This is a genomic window from Mycobacterium sp. PSTR-4-N (assembly GCF_022348085.1).
Taxonomy (GTDB): Bacteria; Actinomycetota; Actinomycetes; order Mycobacteriales; family Mycobacteriaceae; genus Mycobacterium.
In genome coordinates, this window is the sequence record NZ_JAKRFN010000027.1 from 1 (window position 1) to 19,421 (window position 19,421).

General features: G+C 65.8%; 25 protein-coding genes and 1 pseudogene. 9 read left to right on the forward strand and 17 right to left on the reverse strand.

Annotated elements, in window-relative coordinates; all coding sequences use genetic code 11:
- Positions 1–289: 289 nt before the first annotated feature.
- Entirely contained in the window at positions 290–859 is a 570-nt protein-coding gene (locus MHN84_RS25915) for a hypothetical protein (protein WP_051226815.1), read from the forward strand.
- Between the two features lie 11 nt (positions 860–870).
- Complete coding sequence (locus MHN84_RS25920) at positions 871–1,419, forward strand: hypothetical protein (protein ID WP_081660076.1); 549 nt, start codon at positions 871–873, stop codon at positions 1,417–1,419.
- Positions 1,420–1,568: 149 nt separating this feature from the next.
- Here the strand turns inward: MHN84_RS25920 and MHN84_RS25925 are convergent, their stop codons facing one another.
- From MHN84_RS25925 to MHN84_RS25980, 12 genes are all read right to left on the reverse strand, one after another.
- The gene (locus MHN84_RS25925) at positions 1,569–1,838 is read right to left on the reverse strand and encodes a hypothetical protein (protein WP_241207390.1); all 270 of its coding nucleotides are present in this window, start codon (positions 1,836–1,838) and stop codon (positions 1,569–1,571) included.
- Between the two features lie 29 nt (positions 1,839–1,867).
- On the reverse strand, positions 1,868–2,653 hold the full coding sequence (locus MHN84_RS25930) for a hypothetical protein (RefSeq protein ID WP_024447879.1): 786 nt from the start codon (positions 2,651–2,653) through the stop codon (positions 1,868–1,870).
- Positions 2,654–2,739: 86 nt separating this feature from the next.
- Positions 2,740–4,242 (reverse strand): DNA cytosine methyltransferase, encoded by a 1,503-nt coding sequence (locus MHN84_RS25935; RefSeq protein WP_241207391.1) that lies wholly within the window; start codon positions 4,240–4,242, stop codon positions 2,740–2,742.
- A gap of 50 nt (positions 4,243–4,292) precedes the next feature.
- Positions 4,293–4,535: a hypothetical protein gene (locus tag MHN84_RS25940; RefSeq protein ID WP_241207392.1), complete on the reverse strand. Its 243-nt coding sequence runs from the start codon at positions 4,533–4,535 to the stop codon at positions 4,293–4,295.
- A 132-nt stretch (positions 4,536–4,667) separates the two neighbouring features.
- Entirely contained in the window at positions 4,668–5,210 is a 543-nt protein-coding gene (locus tag MHN84_RS25945) for a hypothetical protein (RefSeq protein WP_241207393.1), read from the reverse strand.
- On the reverse strand, positions 5,195–5,452 hold the full coding sequence (locus MHN84_RS25950) for a glutaredoxin domain-containing protein (RefSeq protein ID WP_241207394.1): 258 nt from the start codon (positions 5,450–5,452) through the stop codon (positions 5,195–5,197). Before MHN84_RS25950 ends, MHN84_RS25945 begins: the two co-directional genes overlap by 16 nt.
- Before the next feature lie 47 nt (positions 5,453–5,499).
- A complete protein-coding gene (locus MHN84_RS25955) occupies positions 5,500–6,051 on the reverse strand; it encodes a hypothetical protein (RefSeq protein ID WP_241207395.1) in 552 nt (183 codons plus the stop codon).
- Between the two features lie 155 nt (positions 6,052–6,206).
- Positions 6,207–6,500 carry a hypothetical protein gene (locus tag MHN84_RS25960; RefSeq protein ID WP_241207396.1) on the reverse strand — a complete coding sequence of 98 codons (294 nt, stop codon included), beginning with the start codon at positions 6,498–6,500 and terminating at the stop codon, positions 6,207–6,209.
- Between the two features lie 184 nt (positions 6,501–6,684).
- Positions 6,685–7,191 (reverse strand): hypothetical protein, encoded by a 507-nt coding sequence (locus MHN84_RS25965; RefSeq protein ID WP_241207397.1) that lies wholly within the window; start codon positions 7,189–7,191, stop codon positions 6,685–6,687.
- 53 nt (positions 7,192–7,244) lie between these two features.
- Positions 7,245–7,796 carry a hypothetical protein gene (locus MHN84_RS25970; RefSeq protein WP_241207398.1) on the reverse strand — a complete coding sequence of 184 codons (552 nt, stop codon included), beginning with the start codon at positions 7,794–7,796 and terminating at the stop codon, positions 7,245–7,247.
- 174 nt (positions 7,797–7,970) lie between these two features.
- Complete coding sequence (locus MHN84_RS25975) at positions 7,971–8,906, reverse strand: SDR family oxidoreductase (protein WP_241207399.1); 936 nt, start codon at positions 8,904–8,906, stop codon at positions 7,971–7,973.
- Between the two features lie 28 nt (positions 8,907–8,934).
- Positions 8,935–9,564: an NADPH-dependent F420 reductase gene (locus MHN84_RS25980; RefSeq protein WP_241207400.1), complete on the reverse strand. Its 630-nt coding sequence runs from the start codon at positions 9,562–9,564 to the stop codon at positions 8,935–8,937.
- A gap of 99 nt (positions 9,565–9,663) precedes the next feature.
- Between MHN84_RS25980 and MHN84_RS25985 the strand changes: the two genes are divergently transcribed.
- On the forward strand, positions 9,664–10,143 hold the full coding sequence (locus MHN84_RS25985) for a MarR family winged helix-turn-helix transcriptional regulator (protein WP_241207401.1): 480 nt from the start codon (positions 9,664–9,666) through the stop codon (positions 10,141–10,143).
- Between the two features lie 29 nt (positions 10,144–10,172).
- Here the strand turns inward: MHN84_RS25985 and MHN84_RS25990 are convergent, their stop codons facing one another.
- Entirely contained in the window at positions 10,173–10,490 is a 318-nt protein-coding gene (locus MHN84_RS25990; protein WP_241207402.1) for a putative quinol monooxygenase, read from the reverse strand.
- Between the two features lie 405 nt (positions 10,491–10,895).
- On the opposite strand from MHN84_RS25990, the gene MHN84_RS25995 reads away from it, so the two are divergent.
- The 3 genes from MHN84_RS25995 to MHN84_RS29915 all read left to right on the forward strand — a co-directional run bounded on the left by MHN84_RS25995 (position 10,896) and on the right by MHN84_RS29915 (position 12,969).
- Positions 10,896–11,291, forward strand: a complete 396-nt coding sequence (locus tag MHN84_RS25995) for a hypothetical protein (RefSeq protein WP_241207403.1) — start codon at positions 10,896–10,898, stop codon at positions 11,289–11,291.
- Between the two features lie 1,058 nt (positions 11,292–12,349).
- The gene (locus tag MHN84_RS30025; RefSeq protein WP_374238430.1) at positions 12,350–12,595 is read left to right on the forward strand and encodes a monooxygenase family protein; all 246 of its coding nucleotides are present in this window, start codon (positions 12,350–12,352) and stop codon (positions 12,593–12,595) included.
- Between the two features lie 188 nt (positions 12,596–12,783).
- On the forward strand, positions 12,784–12,969 hold the full coding sequence (locus tag MHN84_RS29915; RefSeq protein ID WP_308192993.1) for a hypothetical protein: 186 nt from the start codon (positions 12,784–12,786) through the stop codon (positions 12,967–12,969).
- A gap of 1,032 nt (positions 12,970–14,001) precedes the next feature.
- Here the strand turns inward: MHN84_RS29915 and MHN84_RS26005 are convergent.
- Positions 14,002–14,571, reverse strand: coding sequence for a TetR/AcrR family transcriptional regulator (locus MHN84_RS26005; RefSeq protein ID WP_241207405.1), 570 nt, complete (start codon positions 14,569–14,571; stop codon positions 14,002–14,004).
- 259 nt (positions 14,572–14,830) lie between these two features.
- Here MHN84_RS26005 and MHN84_RS26010 point away from each other — a divergent pair, with 259 nt between their 5' ends.
- A complete protein-coding gene (locus MHN84_RS26010) occupies positions 14,831–16,234 on the forward strand; it encodes an amidase (RefSeq protein WP_241207406.1) in 1,404 nt (467 codons plus the stop codon).
- 573 nt (positions 16,235–16,807) lie between these two features.
- Here the strand turns inward: MHN84_RS26010 and MHN84_RS26015 are convergent.
- Both MHN84_RS26015 and argS read right to left on the reverse strand, forming a co-directional pair.
- On the reverse strand, positions 16,808–17,254 hold the full coding sequence (locus MHN84_RS26015) for a DALR anticodon-binding domain-containing protein (protein WP_241207407.1): 447 nt from the start codon (positions 17,252–17,254) through the stop codon (positions 16,808–16,810).
- Positions 17,255–17,325: 71 nt separating this feature from the next.
- Positions 17,326–18,196, reverse strand: a pseudogene (gene argS / locus MHN84_RS26020) (arginine--tRNA ligase).
- Between argS and MHN84_RS26025 the strand changes: the two are divergent.
- Complete coding sequence (locus tag MHN84_RS26025; protein ID WP_235733233.1) at positions 18,092–18,328, forward strand: hypothetical protein; 237 nt, start codon at positions 18,092–18,094, stop codon at positions 18,326–18,328. The pseudogene argS and the gene MHN84_RS26025 overlap by 105 nt on opposite strands.
- On the opposite strand, the gene MHN84_RS30030 is transcribed toward MHN84_RS26025, so the two are convergent.
- Positions 18,270–18,539, reverse strand: coding sequence for a hypothetical protein (locus MHN84_RS30030; RefSeq protein WP_110797993.1), 270 nt, complete (start codon positions 18,537–18,539; stop codon positions 18,270–18,272). The two genes, MHN84_RS26025 and MHN84_RS30030, sit on opposite strands and share 59 nt — an antisense overlap.
- A 366-nt stretch (positions 18,540–18,905) precedes the next feature.
- Here MHN84_RS30030 and MHN84_RS26030 point away from each other — a divergent pair, with 366 nt between their 5' ends.
- Entirely contained in the window at positions 18,906–19,355 is a 450-nt protein-coding gene (locus tag MHN84_RS26030) for a nuclear transport factor 2 family protein (protein ID WP_241207409.1), read from the forward strand.
- The last annotated feature ends 66 nt before the right edge of the window (positions 19,356–19,421 follow it).

The window sequence follows — 19,421 nt, forward strand, 5'->3', positions numbered from 1 at the left end:
AAGTTACCACACCTGCGAGCGAAATCCGTCTACCAGGAGGAACACGAAAGTGGTTCAATGAAGCGCATCCGGCGCTGGTCCCATGCGCCAGATATACGCGTCAACTTCAGGTTGATTCGCGACCTTCGTGACCTGAGTGCAAGAGGTGTGTGGGACAAACGTGGGCTGGCAGATGGAGGTGCTGGTGGGAAGGGGTGTGGGGCGGAAGGTGGGCTGTAGTGAGACGTGATGGGGTAAGGGGGAGTTGGAGGCGTGATTACGTCAGCAGGGCTGGTTAGAGTCCGCAACCATGGGCAAAGCAACGACGAAATCAGGGAATCTGCAACGGGCTTTGGAGGCGCGGCGTCGCGCGAATGCTGAGAGGGAGGCGCGGGAGCGCGCGATCGTGCAATCGCTCAAGGAGTTCCTCGACGAGCTGGACAAGCTGGAGCACGCCGAGCAGTCCGCAGCTAAAGATGAGGCGGCGGCGCGGACCAGGGCCGAGGAACAGATCGCCCGGATCGAAAGTGAGTTGAACGAACGGCTGGAGCGGATCCGGCAGAGCGCGCAGGAGAAGGCGACGACGATTCGGCGGACGGCCGGCGCGGCAGCACAGGTGATGCGCACCAACGGCGAAACAATCGCCAGCATCGCCGCACAGAGTGGTCAGACGCAGACGCAGGTGCGAGAACTGTTGCGCCTGGCCGACACTGAGCAGCACGACGCCGGCGAACAGACACCGCAGGACGCGCACGCCGAGAATTCGGCGACGGTCCCCAATGGGGGCGCCGATACCCCGGCGTCGCTCAGCGAAGCGGCGCAGATGAGTGAGGGGGTCGCGGCGGTGGATGATCCGGCGACCGAGGCGCTGAGCGCCTGACGGGCAGTCGCGTGAGTACCCCCAGTCGGCGGCGACAGGGCCGCGACTTGGTGGTCGACCCGATACGTCATGGCAGTGAGATCGCACGGTTCTTCGCACACGTGGTGCGTGGTCCGGGGCGACAGGACTGCTGGCTATGGACGGGCGCCATCGGATCAGATGGGTACGGGCGCTTCGCATTGCGGCGTGGCGGCTGGCGGCACGTGATGATGGTGCGGCCGCCGCGCTATGCGCTGGCGGTCGCACGGGCGGGGCAACCGCTACAGGGGGATGTGCGGGCACTGCACGAATGCGACGTCACCCTGTGTGTGCGAGTGGTGGGCGCCGAGGAGATCGCGGCCGGGGTGCGTGCGCACGTGACCGCGGGCACCCAGCAGGAGAACATGGAACAGATGGCGGCGCGGGGCCGCGGCGGTGGCCGGCCGCGCGTGATCGCGCGGGGCGCGGGTCTGCGGGCCCGACGCGAGCGTGCGCTGGCGCTGCGGGAGGCGGTGCGGTCAGGGTGGGACTCGGCCGCAGTGGAGGCGGCCATGCTCGGAGGTCAGCCACGGTTGTGGTGACCGGGAACGGGTTTCAAGCATTCGACGGGTGCAGGGTCAGACTCTGCACCCGTCGGCGTTTGCATGGTGAGAGTCACCGGCAGGGGGTCATCGGAGTTGTGCGAGTGACAGCGGTTCGCGGCGCGGAGGCGACGGTGGTGGATCGGCAATTATCGGATGCGCCACTCGTTGATGTGGTCCACCACCGTGACAGTCGCGCCGTGGTCATACCACTGGTGAGTGCCGTCGGTGAAGCTCAAATCTGTCGAGTACGTGGCATCCGGGACTGGCATACTCCAGCGGCGCCGGACGACCCGCCCGTCGGCGAGTACGTCGCCTTTGGCGACGAATGCTGCCAGCTTGACACTGCTCGTGTTCTCTCGGGTGTGCCGTGCGGGTTCATCGGCCGCGTTGGCGGCGGTCGCAGGCGGGATGGTCATGGGAGGGTTCCTTCCGATTCGGTGGTGGTTCAGGCGGCGTCGAACAGGCTCATCTGTCCGGAGGGCGTGATGTCCAGGACGCGTTCGCGCCAGGCCAGGGCGTAGGGCAGGCAGTTGTTGCACGCGGCGTGCGTGTGCCCGGGAAGCGGCTCGCTCATTCGCGCTGCCCAACTCCACGCCATTGAGTCGGCGCTGAGGACTCTGTGGCCGTAGCGCTTGAGGCCCGAAAGCTTCAAGCCGTACGCGTGGAGTGGGATGTCGGGGTCGTGGCGCTGGATGGTGGACAGGATCACGTCGATCTCGGCGCTGGCCTGGCGGCGGCACATCGTGCCGACGCCGACGAGGAAGCAGTCGGACAGGTCGACGCCGGCGGCGTAGTACATGTCGACGCAGCGGCGATAATCGTCAGGCGTCCAGCCCTGCAGAACCGGGACGTAGGGCACATCCCAGTCGGGGCCGGGCCAGAGGTCCTGCAATTCTTGGAAGTTGTCGATGGTGCGGCGCTGGTGTTCACGCACGCTCAGTCCGGTGCGGGCGATCTGTTCGGGCTCGCACATCCAGTCGCCGGGCGAGGCCCATTGGAGGTTGCCGATCTCCTGGTCGTAGCGCCAGACCGCGGCGTTGTAGTCGCGGGCGGTGGTGCGCCATTGCCCGTACATCGATAGTTCGGTGAATCCGCCGGAGTCCAGCGCCCATCCGGTGAGCGCACGCGGGAAGCTCTTGCGGGGTGCCAGGCGGCGGTGGGAGATGAACAGCGGGACGTTGGCTTGGCCGAGCCAGCGCACCTCGCTGGTTCCGAGATAGAAGTACTTCATGGCGGCGGTCCTTCGTTTCTGCGGTGGCTGGGCTGTGGGGTCGGCGCCCGGTGGGGGGTGGGGGGAGCACCCCACCGGGTGGCTTCTCAGGCGGTGGGTTGGAGCGTTTCGCCGGTGACGGTTTCGACGACCAGACCCACCAGGTCACGGGCGGCTGGCGGCGTGACGGCGTTCCCTGCCAGCCGCACCTGCTCGCGCCTGGTGCCGACCATCCGGTAGCCGGTCGGGAAGTCCATCGCGGCGGTGATCTCGCGGGGCTCCAGCATCCGGAAGTAGACATCGTTGATGTCGATGGTCGGTGGCGGCGTGGGGACGGGGCCGCGGTTGAGCAGTCCGTGGCGTTCGAGGGTGGTGACCGTCGGCAGCGGCTGGTCGACGGTGCTGTTGCCGCCGGAGCCGTAGAAGCTCGTAATGAGTGGTCGGGGGGCGTCGGCGTAGACGAGGCCGTGGTGGTTGCCCGAGGCGGTGACGGTGGCCAGCGGCTCGGCCACGGAGCGGGCATCGCTGGATCCGCCGCGCAGCTCGGCGACGAAGGCGGGGAAGGCGATTCCGTCGTTCTCGCGGGTGGTGCGGGTCGGGATCGGCTCGCTGGTCGGGACGGCTTCGGTGCGCCAGGTGCCGCCGGTCGGGACCAGCAGGCCGGTCTCGTTGCGGGTGGTCATGGTGCGGGCCGGTTGATCGACCGGGACGGCGGTCTTGCCATCGCGTCCCTCGACGGGGACCAGCATCGGGGTCCAGAACCGTTCGATTCCGGCGGCGATGCGGGCCATCGTCTTGTCGGCCAGCGGGCGCGTGCGGTCTCCGATGCGGGTGCCCGTCAGCGACCAGTCGATGATCTCGGCGGCCGGCCGGTACAGCGGCTCGACGATCTGGTTGCGGCAGACGGTGTTGCGGCACCGGTAGACGTACTGGGAGCGGTACTTGCCCCACTTGGGGCGGTCCTGACGCTTGAAGACCTGCATGGCGCGGATCGGGCCGCACTCGGAGCACACCGCGTGCGGGGACACCAGCCGCGACACGTCAGGGCAGGGGTCTCCGGTGCGGGTGAACACCGCGTAGAAACGGTCGCGGGACTGCGGGGCGCCGGGCCCGAAAAGTTGGGCGTGCATGCTGTTGAGGTAGATCAGCTGCCCGGTGTAGCCGATGGATTCCATCGCCATCCGCCACGCCTGGAACGGCGGCCAGAACACCACGTCCACGACGTTCTCCACGATGACCGCGCGGTACTGGTGGTACTCGGCGAAGCGGACGACGTCCCACATGGTGGCCCGGGAGCGTTCGGCGGCCTCCTCGGGCAGGGTCTCGCCGAACAGGTCGGGCTGGGCGTCCTGGCGCTTCTTGCCCTGGGCGATGCTGTGCTTGGTGCAGCTCGGGCTGGCCCACAGCAGGTCGGTGTTGGGGAAGTAGCGGGGGTCGATCTGCGACAGGTCGGCCTGGATGTGGTCGGCGTCTGGATGGTTGAGGCTGTGGGTCTCGATGGCCTTCGCCCAGTGATTCGCGGCCGTCTTGACCGTGACGTTGCCGAACGCGATCGCGCCCGTGGAGCTTCCGCCGGCGCCGCAGAACAGGTCGGTGAGGGTGAGGGTCATGTTGACGGGCCTTTCTCTTGGGGGTGCGGGGCGGGGTCTGGGTGGGTGGTTCAGAACGGGGCGGCGTCGGGGATGACGGGGGCTCCGGGGCGGCGGCGGGGAAGGGAGTACCGGCGGGCGTAGTTCCAGCGGGCGGCGATCTGTTCGGCCGGGGTCATGGCGTCCCATGCAGCCTGTGCTTCGGCGTCGGCGATGGCGGCTTCGCAGTGGTCGCACAGGACGCCGAGGATGTGGAGGGTGTAGGTGATTCCGCCGTGACCTTCGCGGATCGAGTGGCAGGTGCAGGTGCTCATCGTGGGGCCGTCCTCCTAGGGTGGATGCCTATAGCCTACCATTGATGGGTGGCTTTAGGCAACCACCAATAGCGGCATCACCCTTGTGGCGCAGTGCGTGTCGGGTGGCCGCGGCGGCTGTAAGTCAGGAGTTCAGCGGAGGGTGGCGAACAGGTCGAGCTGCACGCCGGCGGCGGGGTGGAGGGCTTGGCGCAGCAGCGTTTCCGACCAGGTGCGCAGTTCGGCCGTGCGGTGGCGGTGTTCGGCGTCCTCGTCGTCGCTGGGGTGATGGCGAGTGCACGGGCCACTGTGGGCGTTGGGGGCGGTGTGCGCATAGGGGCAGTAGCACCATTCGCGAGTGCGCTCGCGCTCGGCGCGGTGGGCGTCGAGGCATCGGCGAATTTCGGCGTGCAGCTCGGCGGGTAGGTGCCGGCCGAGATTGCGGACCTGGGCGGCGGTGACGTTGACGCGAACCGTGTCGCGGCCGGGGCTGACGAATCTGTCTCCGAGGGTCCAGTAGCTGGTCATCCAGTCCGGGGCACCGTCGGGGGCGGTGGGCCCCGAGGCTCCTCCGGCCCGGGCGAGCAGAGCCCGCATCGCGTGGTCGTCGATGATGGCCTCCAGCAGCATGGTTCCGTTGGACCGTGCGACGAAGGCGATCAGGTGGCGTTGTTCCTCGCTCAGAGTCGCGGGCATGACATCGCCTCGGCCTTCTGGCGAATCACTGCGTCCACGCGGTCGGGCCGATGCCCGGCCCAGGACTGCCCGTCGGCGATGACCACGGGCACGCTACGGAAGCCGAGGTCTTCCAACAGTTGCGCGGCTGCGGTGTCGACGGAGACATCGACGGTCTGGATACGCACGTCGGCCTTGTCGAACTGGCGGGCGGTGGCGCGGCACTGCACACATCCGGGCTTGGTGTAGAGGGTGATGGTCATTGCGGTTTCTCCGTCCTGCTCGATGGGGTGCGTTGCTGCGACGGCGTTCACGGCTGCGACCCCCGATCGATGTCGCCTTCGGTGAAGGTGAAGGCGTTGCCCTGGCTGTCGCGCATCGCGTACCAGTAGCTGGCCTTGGACCAGGCCGTCGTCCAGTCGCTGCGCTCCCACCGCAGGACGTTCCACAGGTCGCGGTCGGCGCCACCGGGGTGGAACGCCGCTCCGGACTCGGGCCGGTAGAAGTGGTTGAGCACGGCAATGAGCGCTTCAACGGAGTCGGCCTCGGCGGCGATGGCGTCCAGGGCCGCGTGGTAGAGCGTCCAGTAGTCGCCCTCCAGCAGCGTCGCCTCACACTCACCGCAGGTCTGGTTGAGGGCTTCGGCGGCCGGAATCGGTGTCGGGAAGGCGTCACTGGTGGCCGTGGTGCGGTCGATGCCGCGGTCCTGGGCAACGACATCGAGGACGTGTTCGGTGTCGTCGTACTCGGCACCTTCGGTGATCGGCAGGATCGCCGCCTGGGCACATGTCGGGCACAGCAGGTGCTCGCGGTAGCGGTAGGCCGGCACGGTGCGAAGGGTGACCGGTTGCGGTTCAGGCATCGGGGGCTCCTCTCGAGGGGGCGGATGCCTATAGCCTACCACTAGCGGAGTGCTATAGCCACCCATAGCGGCGGGAATCCGCCTGTGTATCAGCGGTTTTGGTTTCGCCCCGGGAATGACACGGACGTGCGGGGAGCTGCGTGTGACGTTCGCACTCAGAAACGCTTCGCCAGGCGTGTCGTGGAGTCAGCCGTGCTCCCGAATGGGTTCGTGGTCAATCTGGCCACCGTTGCTCTCAATGCTTCGATTTCGGCGACCAGCTCGGGAACGAGGCTGCGCGACTCAATGACAAACGTCGCGTTCTCCTCGGCTTTGTCGTGGCTTTCGATGCGGAATCCCGGACAGAAGTCGCCCAGCCAGATGATTGGGTATCGTTCGTCGATCTCCCACGGTCCGTAGGTCACTCCGTCCAGGGCGGCTTTGGCGCGGGCCACGATGTCGTCGGGCATCTCTGCTTCTTGCTCCTTGTGCTTGTGATCGGGGGTTGGGTGGCTGGTAGACGTTGTCGCCCTGGACCTGGGTGCAGCACGGCCCTTTTCCCGTCGGACGTGGCTGGACTGTCGTGGTGGTTTACGTCGGGGTGCCAGGCCGGCGTATACCTGCCGCAGTCCAGCCCGGTGCGCTCGGCGGGGGTCAGGCGTATAGGTGGTCGCGGCGGTCGGCGCACTCTCCGCAGTAGCCGTCGAAGCCTTCGCCGTCGTCCAGCGGGTTGGTGCAGCCCTCGGTGGCGCAGTGATCGCAGTGGGGGCATAGCCGGTTGGGCCCGCGCAGGGGCCGGTCGCACACGTCGCAGAACTCGGCGTCGGGCCAGGCGCGGTGGCAGGCGGCGGGGGCCTCGGGGTGGCCGAGGTCGATGAGCACGGTGGCGATGGTGCGCAGTTCCTCGGGGGTGAGGGCGCGGCAACGTGGGTCGGTGCTGGTGCCCAGATACCAGGCGGTGCGGTCAGCCCAGATCCGCACGTAGGGGCCGGCGCTGTGGTTGTGCTCGGCGTCAGCGCGGGTGCGGTGGGTGCTGACGATGTCCTCGGCGGTGTTGACGATCGCCCAACGTCGGGGGTCGAGCTTGCGGACGGTCCAATCTTGCGGCGGGTTGCTGAAGTGGTGGCGCACGCTGTCGGCGAAGCGATCGGTGGTGGGCATGGTGGATTCCTTTCTCCGGGCCGGGGTTTGGGGTGCGTTGGGTGCAGGGGTGATCAGGTGCGGCGGATGTGCCATCCCCACGCGGTGGGCACCACTTGACTGCGGGGGTAGGTGATGGGCAGCAGGTTGGTGTACTGCCATTGCACGAGGACGCCGCGGTCGCTGACGGCCTCGACGGAGCCGCAGACGCGGCCGACGCCGGGTTGGATGGCTGAGATGGCGTGGCCTGGGCTGGGCAGTGTCGGGCCGGTGTAGGCGAGGTCGGCGGGGTCTTCGCCGGTCAGGGCGCAGCGGGCGGCGATGTCGGGGACGAAGCGGGCAACCAGCTCGTCGGCGAGGTCGATGACGGCCTGCTGGCTGATGGCGCGGCTGGGGTCGTCGGGCCCGGCGGCGGCCTCGGCTTCGTAGAGGTCGTCGCGGGCGACGAAGTAGGCGTTGAGCAGCTCGCGCGATCCCGTTGACTCCGGCGTCTCCGACGTGCAGCCGGAAGTGTGCGGCGCGGTGGGTGTCGCCGCTGAGGGCTTCCAGGTAGGTGTCGTCGGAGGACAGTCCGTTGACCGACTTGATGGTGTCCACGGCGGTCTGACGTCCGACGACTGGCTCATCGCTGAAGGGGCCGTAGAGGCGCACGTCCTCACCGAGCAGTCGGGTAAGGGTGTCTTTGTCGGCGCCGTTGTTGATGCAGTCGACGAAGGACTCCACGGTGTCGCGATGTGGGGCGAATGTGGTCATGGGTCACTCCTCGGGGTGGGGGGAATGTGGTCGACGGCTCTTGGCGGTCAGCTGGTCGGGAAGTAGTGGCCGTTGTCCAGGTCGGCGAGCAGTTGGGGCGCAGTGGGTTCCCAGCCAAGGGTTTGGCGCGTGATGGTGCTGCTCGCCGGGAGGTTCAGCGTGACCAGATTGGTGAACATGCCGAAGTAGCCCGGCAGCATCAGTGCGTCGATGGGGACGCTCACCGCGGGAAGGCCCAGGCGGGCGCCGATGGCCTCGGCGATCTCGCGCAGCGGGGTGTCCGCGCCCTCACTTGCGTGCCAATAGCGGCCGGCGGAACCCTTCTCCAGTGCCAGTCGGAACAGTGAGGCGACGTCACGGATGTGCACGGCGCCCCAGAGGTTTTCGCCGTCTCCGGGGTAGCCGGCGAAGCCCTTTTCCTGGGCGAGCGCGATCAGCCCCGGCAGGAAGCCGGCGTTATCGGTCGTGTCGTGCGCGATGGGCGGAAGCCGCACGATCGACGAGCGGACTCCCTGCTCGGCGAGGTCGATGACGGCGCGCTCGACGACGTTGCGGGCCCGCAGGGTGCCGGTGTCCTTCGGCCGGGTGGGAAGGGCGGGGTCCTCCTCGGTGGCTGGGCGGCCCAGGCTGCCGGCCGAGCCGATGCTGCCCGCGGCGACCAGCGGCTTGCCGGTTCCCGCGAGTGCCTCGCCGTAAGCGCGCACGATCTGGAGTTCCGCGGCGGCCACGGCGTCCATCCCGCCGGTCGGAAGGAGGTCTTGTCGGTGTGCGACGTGGATGACGCCGTCGGAGTCAGCGGCTGCTTCTTTGAGCCCGTCGAGGTAGTCGAGGTCGCCGCGGCGCACCGTCGCGCCGAGCGCGGACAGGGCGTCCGCGGAGGCGTCCGATCGGGCCAGGCCGGTGACGTCGTGCCCGGCGGCGATCAGCTCGGGGATGATGCGCGAACCGGCGTGGCCGGTTCCGCCAGTGATGAAAACGCGCATGTGACTGTCCTTTTCAGAGTTGGGGCGCTCAGCGGAGAATGCTGGCGCCGAGGAAGAGGTTGGTGTTGTTGACCGAATGGGTGATGAGGCCCAGCTGCAGCAGGGTGAGGTGCTCCAGTGCCCGGGCCATCGGCAGTGCCCCGGCGTCCATCGGGTGCATTCCCATGCTCTCGATGAACGCCGACACGTGCGCCTTTGCCGCTGCGTCGTCCCCGGCGATAGATACGTCCACCGGGCGACCTTCGACTGACCCGGCTGCCAGCACATCGCAGGGCAGGGTGTTGAACGCCTTGACGACGTGCGTGCCGGCGGGAGCGGCCTCGGCGATCTCTTGTGCGCCCGAACTGCCTTCGGGGGTGAGGAAACCCGTGAAATCGCGGGTGATGGGGTTGGTGACGTCGATGATGACCTTGCCTTTCAGCGTGTCCCCGTACTCGCTGAAAGCCGCCACCGCGCTGGCGTAGGGCACCGCCACGATGACGATGACGAGGTCGCCGGTCGGAGACGTGCCGACGGTGGCGCTGTCACGTGCGGCGGCCAGTGCGTGGGCTTTGGCCGGGTCGCGGCCGATGATCTCGACGGTGTTGCCGCCGGCGACCGCCCGGCCAGCGAGAGCGCTGGCCATGTTCCCCACGCCGATGATGCTGATGCTGCTCAAGACATCTCCCGTCGTGACGTACGATCGAATTGGTTGACTCATCCACCATAGGTCGGCTTGGATGAGGAGTCAACCAATTGAGTGGAGGCGTGGAAACCGATGGAACCGAACTGGCTGAGCCCTTCCGAACTTCGTGCCTGGCGGGCCTTCATCGACGCGCGGCATCAGGTCGGTGTGCACCTGGAGCGGGGTCTGCAGGAGTCGGGCCTGTCCGGGGCCGACTACGAGGTGTTGGCGTTGCTCTCCGATCATGACGGGGACCGCATGCCGTCCCAGGAGCTGCGCAACGCGTTGGGATGGGAGAAGAGCCGTCTGTCCCACCAGTTGCGGCGTATGGAGAAGGACGGGCTGATCAGCCGCGAGCCCAATCCCGCCGATGCCCGTAGCTCTGTGGTCTGTCTGCTCCCGGTGGGCCGCGCCACTGTGGAGAAGGCGGCGCCTGGGCACGTGGCGGATGTCCGCCGGAACTTCATCGATTTGCTGACCCCGGCTGAGCTGGACATGCTCGCCACCCTCAACGAGCGAATCCTGGAGCACCTGGCGGAGAACGACGACTCCGCGGCCGGCGACGCGCCCTGATGAACCCTCCGATCGGGGCGATGACGCGCTCATGGGGACGGGCAGTCCTGTGCTGTGGTGCATCCTCGGAGTAGGACGGCGGTGGCGTCAGTGATCGCGTCGCTCGCTTGGGCCTTGTCGAGGAACTCTGTGAAGGCCGGTTGCTGCGACCAGGCGGCGAAATCGTCGTCATTGGGCCATGTTTGGAAGACGAACACTTTGGCGGGATCGGTCGGGTCGGCAGAGGATTGGTAGATGCTGGCCCCTCGTCGTTGGTCGGTTGTCGCGGCGAGGAAGGCGGCCATCTCGGCGTCAAGCTGGCCGCGTTGGCTCGGGTCGGCGGTGAAGGTGGAGAAGATGACGATCATGGTTGCCTCAGTGGGGAATTGAATGTGTGGCTGGGGGTGGTCGTCAGCGCGCCGCGCGGTAGAACGCGTGGCGGCCAAGCCGCGATCTGCCCTGCCCGACCTGGGAGCCGTCGAACAGATCAGTCTGTATCAGGGCCAGCGTGTGCCCAGAATCTGGGTGCGGCAGTGATCGACGGATAAATTGTTGCTGCTCGCCTATAGGGCCTAAGGATGCTCTGCTGCAACAATTATCAGGGCGCGAGTGGCCGTCGCACAAGGCATGCGAGCCGGTCGACGTTAGCAGCCTTTCACCGTCACCGCCCAACCTTCCGCGTATGCGCACGCTAGCGCGTGCCACGGAAAGTAGCCTTCTCCCATGCCAACTGAGCTGGAAGTCCTGGCGGCATCGAATCGACGTTTGACACTGTGAGTCACTGGTTCGAGCGGCTCGGCGTCACCTACGTCCCGATGGCTGGCAGCGCCCTAGCGGCAGACGATAACGATTGGCCGTATATGCCTGTTTCGCAGGTGGCGTGGATTGGACTTGGTGGCGCGGCCGATCACCTCGACGCGATAAAACGCCAACTCACCAACCGGCCCATACCCCTACATCCATACGCGCAATTGACGCTGTGTCGGAGCGCGTTAGTGGGTGCGTGCCAGGCCGTGTGGGTGCTGTCGCCGGACGACCCGACGATCCGGTTAAGGCGCGCCCGCACCGTGGCTGCCTACGTCTACGCGCATCGCCTCAAGTTTCTCTACAAACTGCGAGAATTCAACGCCACGGAAGACCCAAACCTCAGTTTTGCAGATTTTGAATGACGAGGAACGGGGACAGCAACTTCAAGTCAAGCGCACCGCCGACGGGCAACCGAAGGGGGAGAACCTCGTGACCGGTGAGATGATCGAGGATGTAGTTAGCGAAGCGTCTGATCAAGTGGACTTAACCGCGAACGCGAACCTGTTGTGGCAATCAGGGTCCGGCGCCGCCCACGGTCAAATGTGGCCGAACTTCAACACTGACGCAATGCGGCTGGCAGGTCCCACAGACAGCGGGCCCCTAAGCCCATTCGTCGTCAAATCAAGTCTTGGAACGTTTTCCAGCCACTATTCCGCTGCTTTTGAGGCCGCTGAGCGTGGATGGCAGCTGCTTGATCAGCGGGGCGTCGCGTGGGCCTCGGACGGGTAGGTTCGATGCACTCTGGGACTCAGGCCCAAGACCATTTGGTGGGCGCTCCCCGTCGATCTGCAGCGACCGTGGGGGAGGGCCAGGAGCCCGCTTCAGGGTAGACCCTTCGCGGACCGAAGAAAGCTGGTCGTGCGCCGTCTCTCAGGACGCCGCGGTGCGATAGCGGAACCCTTCCAACCCGAAGCGGGAAGACAGCGACTAGGGCTCAACTGGGTACGGGTAGAAGTCGTCGCAATATGAAGGTCGGCATGGCAATCGGACGACGGAACCAGCATCGAGCCTCTCTTTCCCACACCCCATGGCCTTTGCGTCGGGCCGTTGTCGGGCGCCGCGGCTGCGAAGCGCGAAGCTAGGGCGGATGACAACTGTGTGGTTCCGCGCATTCCCGAAACCCGTTGCGGCTGAGCAAGTATATGTGTTCGCTGGACGGTCCAGCATCGCACGTCACGTGACCAAAATCGGTGGGCGGGCTTCGATCCGGTAGGCAGATAGCGGCCCCGCATCATGTCGGGCCCCCCGGGCGAGTGGACATGAAAGTGAGAATTTTGATGTGGACATTCCGTGAGAACGGTGGCGTCGTCACAGTTCAGGGGATCGCAAGTGGACACGACACTTGAGAAGTCACACGGCGGTGTCGGTGGTGTTGACCGGCGGTGATGATGACGCCCGTGGCCGGTGATGTGTGAGTCTTGTGGCTTCTGCCCCGTGGCGCGATCCCAGCAACGTCATAGTGGTGCAATACTGGCGCAGCGTCGAAGGAACTCGGCAAGTTCGCCAGGGAGCCTCGCTTACCCATGCACCGGCATGGGCGGCCTTCAACCGGGATGCAGCTGGTACCGGCGACATTGGATTTGGCACGAGACCTACCGGGTGCCGGCAGATCTCGTCGAAACTCTTTACGGCAAGCTCGCACGATTGGGCTTCGGCAAAGGGCTAGGGGTCCGGGAGAGCTTCGGCGCACCCCGCAACAGCACACACCAGAAAATGGGCGCAACGGATGCGGATCAAGACTAGGTACTCCAAACTGGAGGCCGCTGTCAGCCGGTGTGATTGGTGCCGGGGACGCCCGTGGGAGCTGGCGGAGCCTTGACTGGAGGGCTGAAGGAATTGCCGCCAGTCGGAGCGATGCCCTTCTCGGTGGGCGTGACGCCGGGCGTCGAAGTGGGGGTCGGCGTGGTGGTTGACGGGCTCTCGGTCTCACTTCCGCCGCAGGCGGTCAAGGCCGCTATCGACACGATAGCGGTGACACCGAGCGCCGCAGTCGTCTTGCAGAACCGGGAATTGCGCATCTTGGTATCCGATCTGCGTTGAGTGTCAGGAAGGGTTCGCGACCGAACTGTACCCGACGGTACATCGAATCCAGCCGTTTTGCGTATACGCGTGGGTGATCCATGGAAACATCGCATGCGCGGTGCCGGAATCCGCTCCTCGCTCGACGACGGAGGGACCCTTCAGTCGCCAAAACCGAAGCCACTTGACCCGTGGAGTAGAGCCCTCACCGCGCGTGATCGACCACTCGCGGCGCCTGCATCCCTAGTGCACGTTCACCGTGGGATCGTCGACCGGCTCGATCTTCCCGGGGGCGTCACTGGGCGTAGTGCTGGGTTAATGGTCGCTGTTGAACCTGCCACGCAACGTCCTACCGGCCGTTATAGCCTCTTTCGCTGCGGCTTTGCGCCCAGGCGGCCAGCTGATATTCGCTACCCACGTCGGTGCCGGCGATGTCGAGCGCGCCGAGGCCTACAGCGGGTGCCGGTCCAGTAGGCGACCTACCAATGGCAGCCGGAACAACTCATCGCCCTCGTGCAGCAGGCAGGAATGCGACTCGTCGCCGACCTGCGCTTCCCCGCCGATCAGACCAGCGGACCTGCCGCCGTCCTTGTTGCACAACGAGACAAGCCATGGGCGGGCCTGCGCAGTTTGCGAGAATGGTTGCAGAGCTCCATCGATCCCGGTCGTTGGCCCCAGCGGGATCTTCGGTGGCATCGCGCCGTGCTGACACTACAGACGTAGACGGTCTATCTTCATCCCGTCCAACACCATTGATGGCACCGGATGGTCCAGCACGCAGACGCAGACCCGGAGTGATCTGCGAGTTAAGGACAGCTCGGCCATGTTCGGGGGGATTCGCAATCATCCATGTGCGTAGCGCGAACCCGTTGCGGCGGAACGTTTCGGATTGCAAGGCGAGCTGGGGCGCTTACCGGCGACTTGCTATCCGACGAAGTGCCAGAGCGCGAATTCGCACGGCGCTCCCGCTTTTCGCCGGTCGCCGACTAGACACTTATGGTCCTCGTCGGGTGTTCCGCATGCGGTGCTCGCCGAGCCACATGCTGCCATTCCTCACGACGGTATGAGGCCAGCTGACCGGTAGGCGTCGATCAGTGCGTCGTACGCCTCAATGTCAGCGCGACTCCTCGCGATGAGTTGGGCGCCGGCGACCGCGGCGTAAATGGCGGCGGCCCGTGATTCACCGTCTCCGTCCACCACCGAGGCGCACACCAACGACTTCGCCAGCCAGGCCACGTTCACGTCGGCAAAGGCGATCACCTCGGCTTTGACCGCGTCGGGCAGATCGTCGTACTCGGCAGCCATGTAACTGCACATGCACATGCGGTTGTCATCCTCCAACGCCTGACGGAACATCATCGGGTACTGGCGAAGAGCGTCAATGGGATTGGGAGATTTTGCCGTGAGCGACTCGAGTGCGGCGACTGCATCTTCCCGGTAGCGCTCGGCCACCGCGGCTCCGAGGTCGCCCTTGTTCGGAAAGTAGTGATAGATGCTGGCGGCTTTGATGCCGACGTCGCGAGCGAGGTCTCGGTAGCTCATACCGCCGTACCCGCGTGCCTGAGCCACCGCTCTGGCTGCGGCCAGGATCTTGTCGCGGGTACTCGGGGCGTCTTGCGTCATCTCGCGTCCCTCCTGCACATTGCGCTGTGGGTCGGACGACCTAGCGCGAAACCACTCTACCTGCCACCAGGTAGACAGGTGGCGGCCCCGGGAGTAGCTTGTCTACCTACCGGCAGATAGGCCGCGGATCAGATGGCTGCAGCGCCGCCGCTAGCTCCTCTGCGATCCGATCTTGGGTAGACGATCTCCATTGAAGACGGGAATGCGAATGACTAGTGCCGTGAATCAAATTGCAGTAGGGGCAACGGATTCAGAGGCGTTGCATTATCAGGATGCGACGGCCCTGGCAGCTCTCATCGCCTCGAAGCAGGTGTCCTCCCGCGAGGTGGTGCAGGCCCACCTGGGCCGCATCGCCGAGGTCAACCCAAAGATCAACGCGATCGTCACACTGCTGGCCGATGAAGCGCTACGCGGTGCCGACGCCGCCGACGCCGCCCTCGCGGATGGACGCGACGTGGGTCCCCTTCACGGGGTTCCCGTCACCGTCAAAGACTCTCTCGACACCGCCGGGATACCGACTCAGCGTGGCTCCAAGATCTTCGCCGGATTCATCCCCGACGTCGACGCCACCGCGGTCGAGCGCATCAAGGCCGCCGGCGGAATCCTGCTTGCCAAGACCAACGCCCCGGAGTTCTCGGCGTGGACTGAAACCGACAATGCGGTCACGGGCCGCACCAACAATCCGTGGAACTTGGAACGGACCCCCGGGGGGTCCTCGGGCGGGGAGTCCGCTGCGGTCGCCTCTGGCATGTCGCCGATGGGTATCGGCAGCGATGTGGCGATCTCGTTGCGGGGCCCTGCCGCGTTCACCGGCGTCGCCGCCCTGAAGGCTACTCACGGCCGTATACCGTTCACCGGCCACTTCGCCCCGATGACGTCGGCCTGGTGGCACGTGGGCCCCATGGCTCGCACCGTTCGCGATGTCGCGCTTGGCTATTCAATCCTCAGCGGACCCGACGGAATCGACGGTTACGCCGTACACGCCAAGGAGGTCGACTCCGCCAGCACCAGATTCGCCGGACAGACCTTCCGGGTCGGTTGGGTCACCGACGATGCGTTCGGGCCCGTGGATCCGGAGATCGCCAGCGCCGTCGAGCACGCGGCGACACGACTGGCTGCACTAGGGTGCCACGTGGAGCAGGTCGCGGTGCCGTTCCTCGACGACGCCGACGCCACGACGACGCTGTTTACGTTCGTCTACGGTGAGTTGGTTCCATACGTCAAGAGCCTGGCCGTCGGACGGGAGGGTGAGCTCAGCCCGGTCGGCGCGCGGATGATCAGGATGGACGACCCTGCGTTCGCCCAGCTTCACGCCGCTCGGGCGAAGGCGGAGGCGTTGCGGTCGGCGTTCGCTGGGTACTTCGACAGGTTCGACGTGCTGCTCTGCCCGGTAAACCCGGTTACCGCCACACCGCATGGTGCGCAGACACTTTCGGTCAACGGGACCACGGTGCGTTGGAGCCACGTCATGAGTGCCACGGCGCCGTTCAATCTGACTGGCTTGCCTGCACTTTCGGTGCCCTATGGGTTCAGCTCCGGAAGATTGCCGATCGGGGTCCAGCTCGTCGCGAAGTGGTTCGACGAGTCGACCATTCTCAGGCTCGGTAGCCTCTTGGAACGACAGGGTGGTCTCGGCGATCGGCGACCGCCGCTCGCCGATTAGGAGCCGTTCTGCGGGCTCTCGCATGCTTTACCAGACTTCGGCTGGCCGAGCCGACGACCCGCGATCAGCCGGGGTGCGGTGCGCACGGACGGTGGGAATGGTCGTGCGTCGCTGCACACGTCCTGAATGACCTCGGCCGTTGAGTTGGGGTGTCGCAACCGCGTGCCCATGCGTCGGACTGACAGCAACGTGATCGAGACCGCTTCTTTTAGTAGACGAAATCAGATGTCCGACACTGTCCTTACGTACCGGTTCACGGTGACGTTGCCTTCGGGGGAGGGGTGGTCGGATGACGAGCGGGCGCGGTACCCGGCTTTGTGGAATCGGGTAGTGGTAAAGCCACATCACCACCTGCCCGTCAGGCAACGCGATCAGCGCACCCGTACCTGCCGCACGCGAGCGGGCTGCGGGGAGTACTGCTTAGGAGGCACGAAATCATTCGGCATCGGCCCGGTATCGAACACCCTTGCCCCCTTTTAGGAGAATGCTCGGTCCGAGAACGGGTCTGATCGGTCTCCTACCTAGGAACGAGGGCGGGGTCATTGCCACGCGCTGGGTGCACTCGAGCGCGTTCTACATTCGTTCCGGTGCAGCGATTCCGAGGTGTGTGAGGCCATGCGCCAGTACTCGGGCAGTCAGGCCGGCTAGTGCGAGCCGGCTCTCGCGGATCCTGCTTTCAGTAGCGAGAACGGGGTTGTTCTCATAGAAGGCGGTGAAATCTCTGGCGAGATCGAAGAGGTACGCGCACAGCCGGTAGGGTGCGCAGCGTTCGATGGTCTCACGGACGGCGCCGTCGTAGGACAGAAGCCGCAGCGCGAGTTTCCGCTCATGGCGTGTAGATATGTGAAATACGCTCCCGTGCAGAGCTGTTGGGGTGAGACCTGCGCGGTTGAGGAGGCTGTGGATACGGGCGTGAGCGTATTGCAGGTAGGTCGCGGTGTTGCCGTCGAAGGCCAGCATCCGGTCCCAGTCGAAGACGTAGTCCTCGATCCGGTCAGTAGACAGTTCGGCGTACTTCAACGCACCCAGACCTATCGCCGCACCGAGAGTGCCCACATCGTCGTCGGGCAGGTTGGGTGAGCGGTCCGCGACTAACGGCGCCCACGCTGGATCGCTTCGTCGACGAGTTCGATGAACTTCATCGGGTCTCCGCTGCGGCTGCGCAGGCGTATGCGGTTGGCGTCGAGGACGAGGCCGAAGTTGACGTGTACGGGCCGCACAGGTGGCCGCAGCCACCCTGCCATCTCCGCCACCGCCCACACCATCTGCAGGTGCTGTGCCTGTTCGGTGCCGATGACGTAGAGCAGCAGTGTCGCCTTCACGTGCTCCACCCGGTCGATCACGCAGGCGAGGTCGCTAGTCGCATAGTTGAACCCACCGGTGCGGGCTAGCACGATCAGCGGCAGAGGCGCGCCCTCTCGGTTGGTGAACCCGGGCACGAATACGACTTCGGCACCGTCGGATTCGATGAGCAGACCCGCACTCTCCAGCCGGGTGAGGACGTCGGGCATCAGGAACTGATACGTCGACTCACCAGCCAGGTCGTCGTCGGTCAACAGGATGCCGAGTTTGGCGTACGGCTCGTTGAAGTGCCTGGTGGATTCAGCGACGAGGACACTCCACAGTGCCGTGGTCTGCGAGTCCCGACGGCCTTGGAGCTTCACGACCCGCTCCCGCTCCCGCGCCCGCGCCTTGAAGGATTCGTCGTCATCGAACTTGAGCCGGGCCTGCTTGTAGAACGCGTCGAGATCACCAACGGTGAAGTCGGCGACGGCGTCGGTGCCGGCCTCGTCGACGAGGTGCTCGATGAGCATGCCGAACGGGGTGCCCCAGTCGCCGATGCTCGCGGATGACGCGGTGGCCATCGAAGCCGTAGAGGCGGGCCAACGCGTCGCCGACGACGGTCGTTCGCAGATGACCGACGTGCATCTCCTTGCCGACGTTGGGTGCCGAGTAATCGATGACGACGGTTTCAAGCGTGGTCGGCAACTGCACACCGAGGCGAGAATCTTCCGACATCAGCGTCATCTGCTCGTCAAGGAACGGGCCGCGGAAGGTGACGTTGATGAAACCTGGCCCTGCGACCTCCAGTGACGCCACCGGGCTGGCATCGGTCATGTCGAGCATCTCCCCCGGCGACCTGCCGAGGGTCGCGGCCCAGCCGTCGTGCCACGTCCAACGCGCCGTTGGCCTGAGCGTCGGCGTGATCGCTTGTACGCACGACCGGATCTATGTCGGGCGCACCGGCAACTTTAGCGAACGCCGGCGACAACAGTTGGGCAGCGATGCCTAGCGGGTCGGCCATGAGCCAAGGAGCCTAGCGAGACAGCGCCAGAATCAACGACTCATTTCTTTCTTTGAGCAGGCTTGTATTCGGCGCTTGGTGTCAGCCTGTTCCAGGCAAGCGAACTTAGAGCGCGGCCCTGCGCCGGTAGAGCGGGCCGACCTCAACCCCGGCGGATCACGGCTGCGATCGACAACCTCGCGAAACCCCGCTCGGCCAACTCGTCGATCACCGCGTTGCGGATTGCCGCGGTGATCCGTGGTCGTAGGGCGGCGGCGCGGGTCTCGGATCGGCGAGTCGACGTCGGCCGATACCAATAGGACGAGACGGTACCGGTCCAGCATGTACGGTTATGGAATGGACGAGACCGACCCGTGCCGTCCGTAGGTGGGAGAGATCATGACATCTGACGAAGTCGTTCGCCGCGCATTGCAGCTGCTGCTCGCACAGGACATGGCCGGCTTCGCCGGGCTGTGGGCGGAGGAGGGCGTGCTGGAATTCCCATTCGCCGCGCCCGGTTTTCCGACTCGCGTGCAGGGACGTGCGGCGGTGGCGAAGTACCTGAGTGACTACCCGGACATCCTGCAGATCAAGGACATCCCTCGGCAGAGGGTCCATCAGAGTGTCGATCCGGACGTGGTGATCGTCGAATTCGAGATCACCGGGACCGTCACCGCCACCGGGGCGCCGTACCGGATGACCTACATTGCGGTGATCACCACGCGCAACGGTGAAATCCAGTCCTACCGTGACTACTGGAGCCCAGCGGCGGCTGCCGACGTGATAGGTGGCGCGCAGGCACTGCTGAACGCATTTCCCGGGTCGACGCATGAGTAGAGTCCTGGCCACCGGAGCCACCGCAACGACCAGCAGCACGGCGGCGGACTTCCTGGCCGGACGCGG

Bases quoted from the DNA above. Each gene is read 5' to 3' on its own strand.
- MHN84_RS29915 (WP_308192993.1), top strand. From the start codon at position 12,784: ATGCCCTTCTCGGTGGGCGTGACGCCGGGCGTCGAAGTGGGGGTCGGC.
- MHN84_RS25940 (WP_241207392.1), bottom strand. From the start codon at position 4,535: ATGAGCACCTGCACCTGCCACTCGATCCGCGAAGGTCACGGCGGAATC.
- MHN84_RS25990 (WP_241207402.1), bottom strand. From the start codon at position 10,490: ATGATCGTCATCTTCTCCACCTTCACCGCCGACCCGAGCCAACGCGGC.
- MHN84_RS25945 (WP_241207393.1), bottom strand. From the start codon at position 5,210: ATGCCCGCGACTCTGAGCGAGGAACAACGCCACCTGATCGCCTTCGTC.
- MHN84_RS25950 (WP_241207394.1), bottom strand. From the start codon at position 5,452: ATGACCATCACCCTCTACACCAAGCCCGGATGTGTGCAGTGCCGCGCC.
- MHN84_RS25915 (WP_051226815.1), top strand. From the start codon at position 290: ATGGGCAAAGCAACGACGAAATCAGGGAATCTGCAACGGGCTTTGGAG.
- MHN84_RS25935 (WP_241207391.1), bottom strand. From the start codon at position 4,242: ATGACCCTCACCCTCACCGACCTGTTCTGCGGCGCCGGCGGAAGCTCC.
- MHN84_RS25975 (WP_241207399.1), bottom strand. From the start codon at position 8,906: ATGCGCGTTTTCATCACTGGCGGAACCGGCCACGCCGGTTCGCGCATC.
- MHN84_RS25985 (WP_241207401.1), top strand. From the start codon at position 9,664: ATGGAACCGAACTGGCTGAGCCCTTCCGAACTTCGTGCCTGGCGGGCC.
- MHN84_RS30030 (WP_110797993.1), bottom strand. From the start codon at position 18,539: ATGGCCGACCCGCTAGGCATCGCTGCCCAACTGTTGTCGCCGGCGTTC.
- MHN84_RS25970 (WP_241207398.1), bottom strand. From the start codon at position 7,796: ATGAGCCAGTCGTCGGACGTCAGACCGCCGTGGACACCATCAAGTCGG.
- MHN84_RS25925 (WP_241207390.1), bottom strand. From the start codon at position 1,838: ATGACCATCCCGCCTGCGACCGCCGCCAACGCGGCCGATGAACCCGCA.
- MHN84_RS25930 (WP_024447879.1), bottom strand. From the start codon at position 2,653: ATGAAGTACTTCTATCTCGGAACCAGCGAGGTGCGCTGGCTCGGCCAA.
- MHN84_RS25960 (WP_241207396.1), bottom strand. From the start codon at position 6,500: ATGCCCGACGACATCGTGGCCCGCGCCAAAGCCGCCCTGGACGGAGTG.
- MHN84_RS25965 (WP_241207397.1), bottom strand. From the start codon at position 7,191: ATGCCCACCACCGATCGCTTCGCCGACAGCGTGCGCCACCACTTCAGC.
- MHN84_RS25955 (WP_241207395.1), bottom strand. From the start codon at position 6,051: ATGCCTGAACCGCAACCGGTCACCCTTCGCACCGTGCCGGCCTACCGC.
- MHN84_RS26005 (WP_241207405.1), bottom strand. From the start codon at position 14,571: ATGACGCAAGACGCCCCGAGTACCCGCGACAAGATCCTGGCCGCAGCC.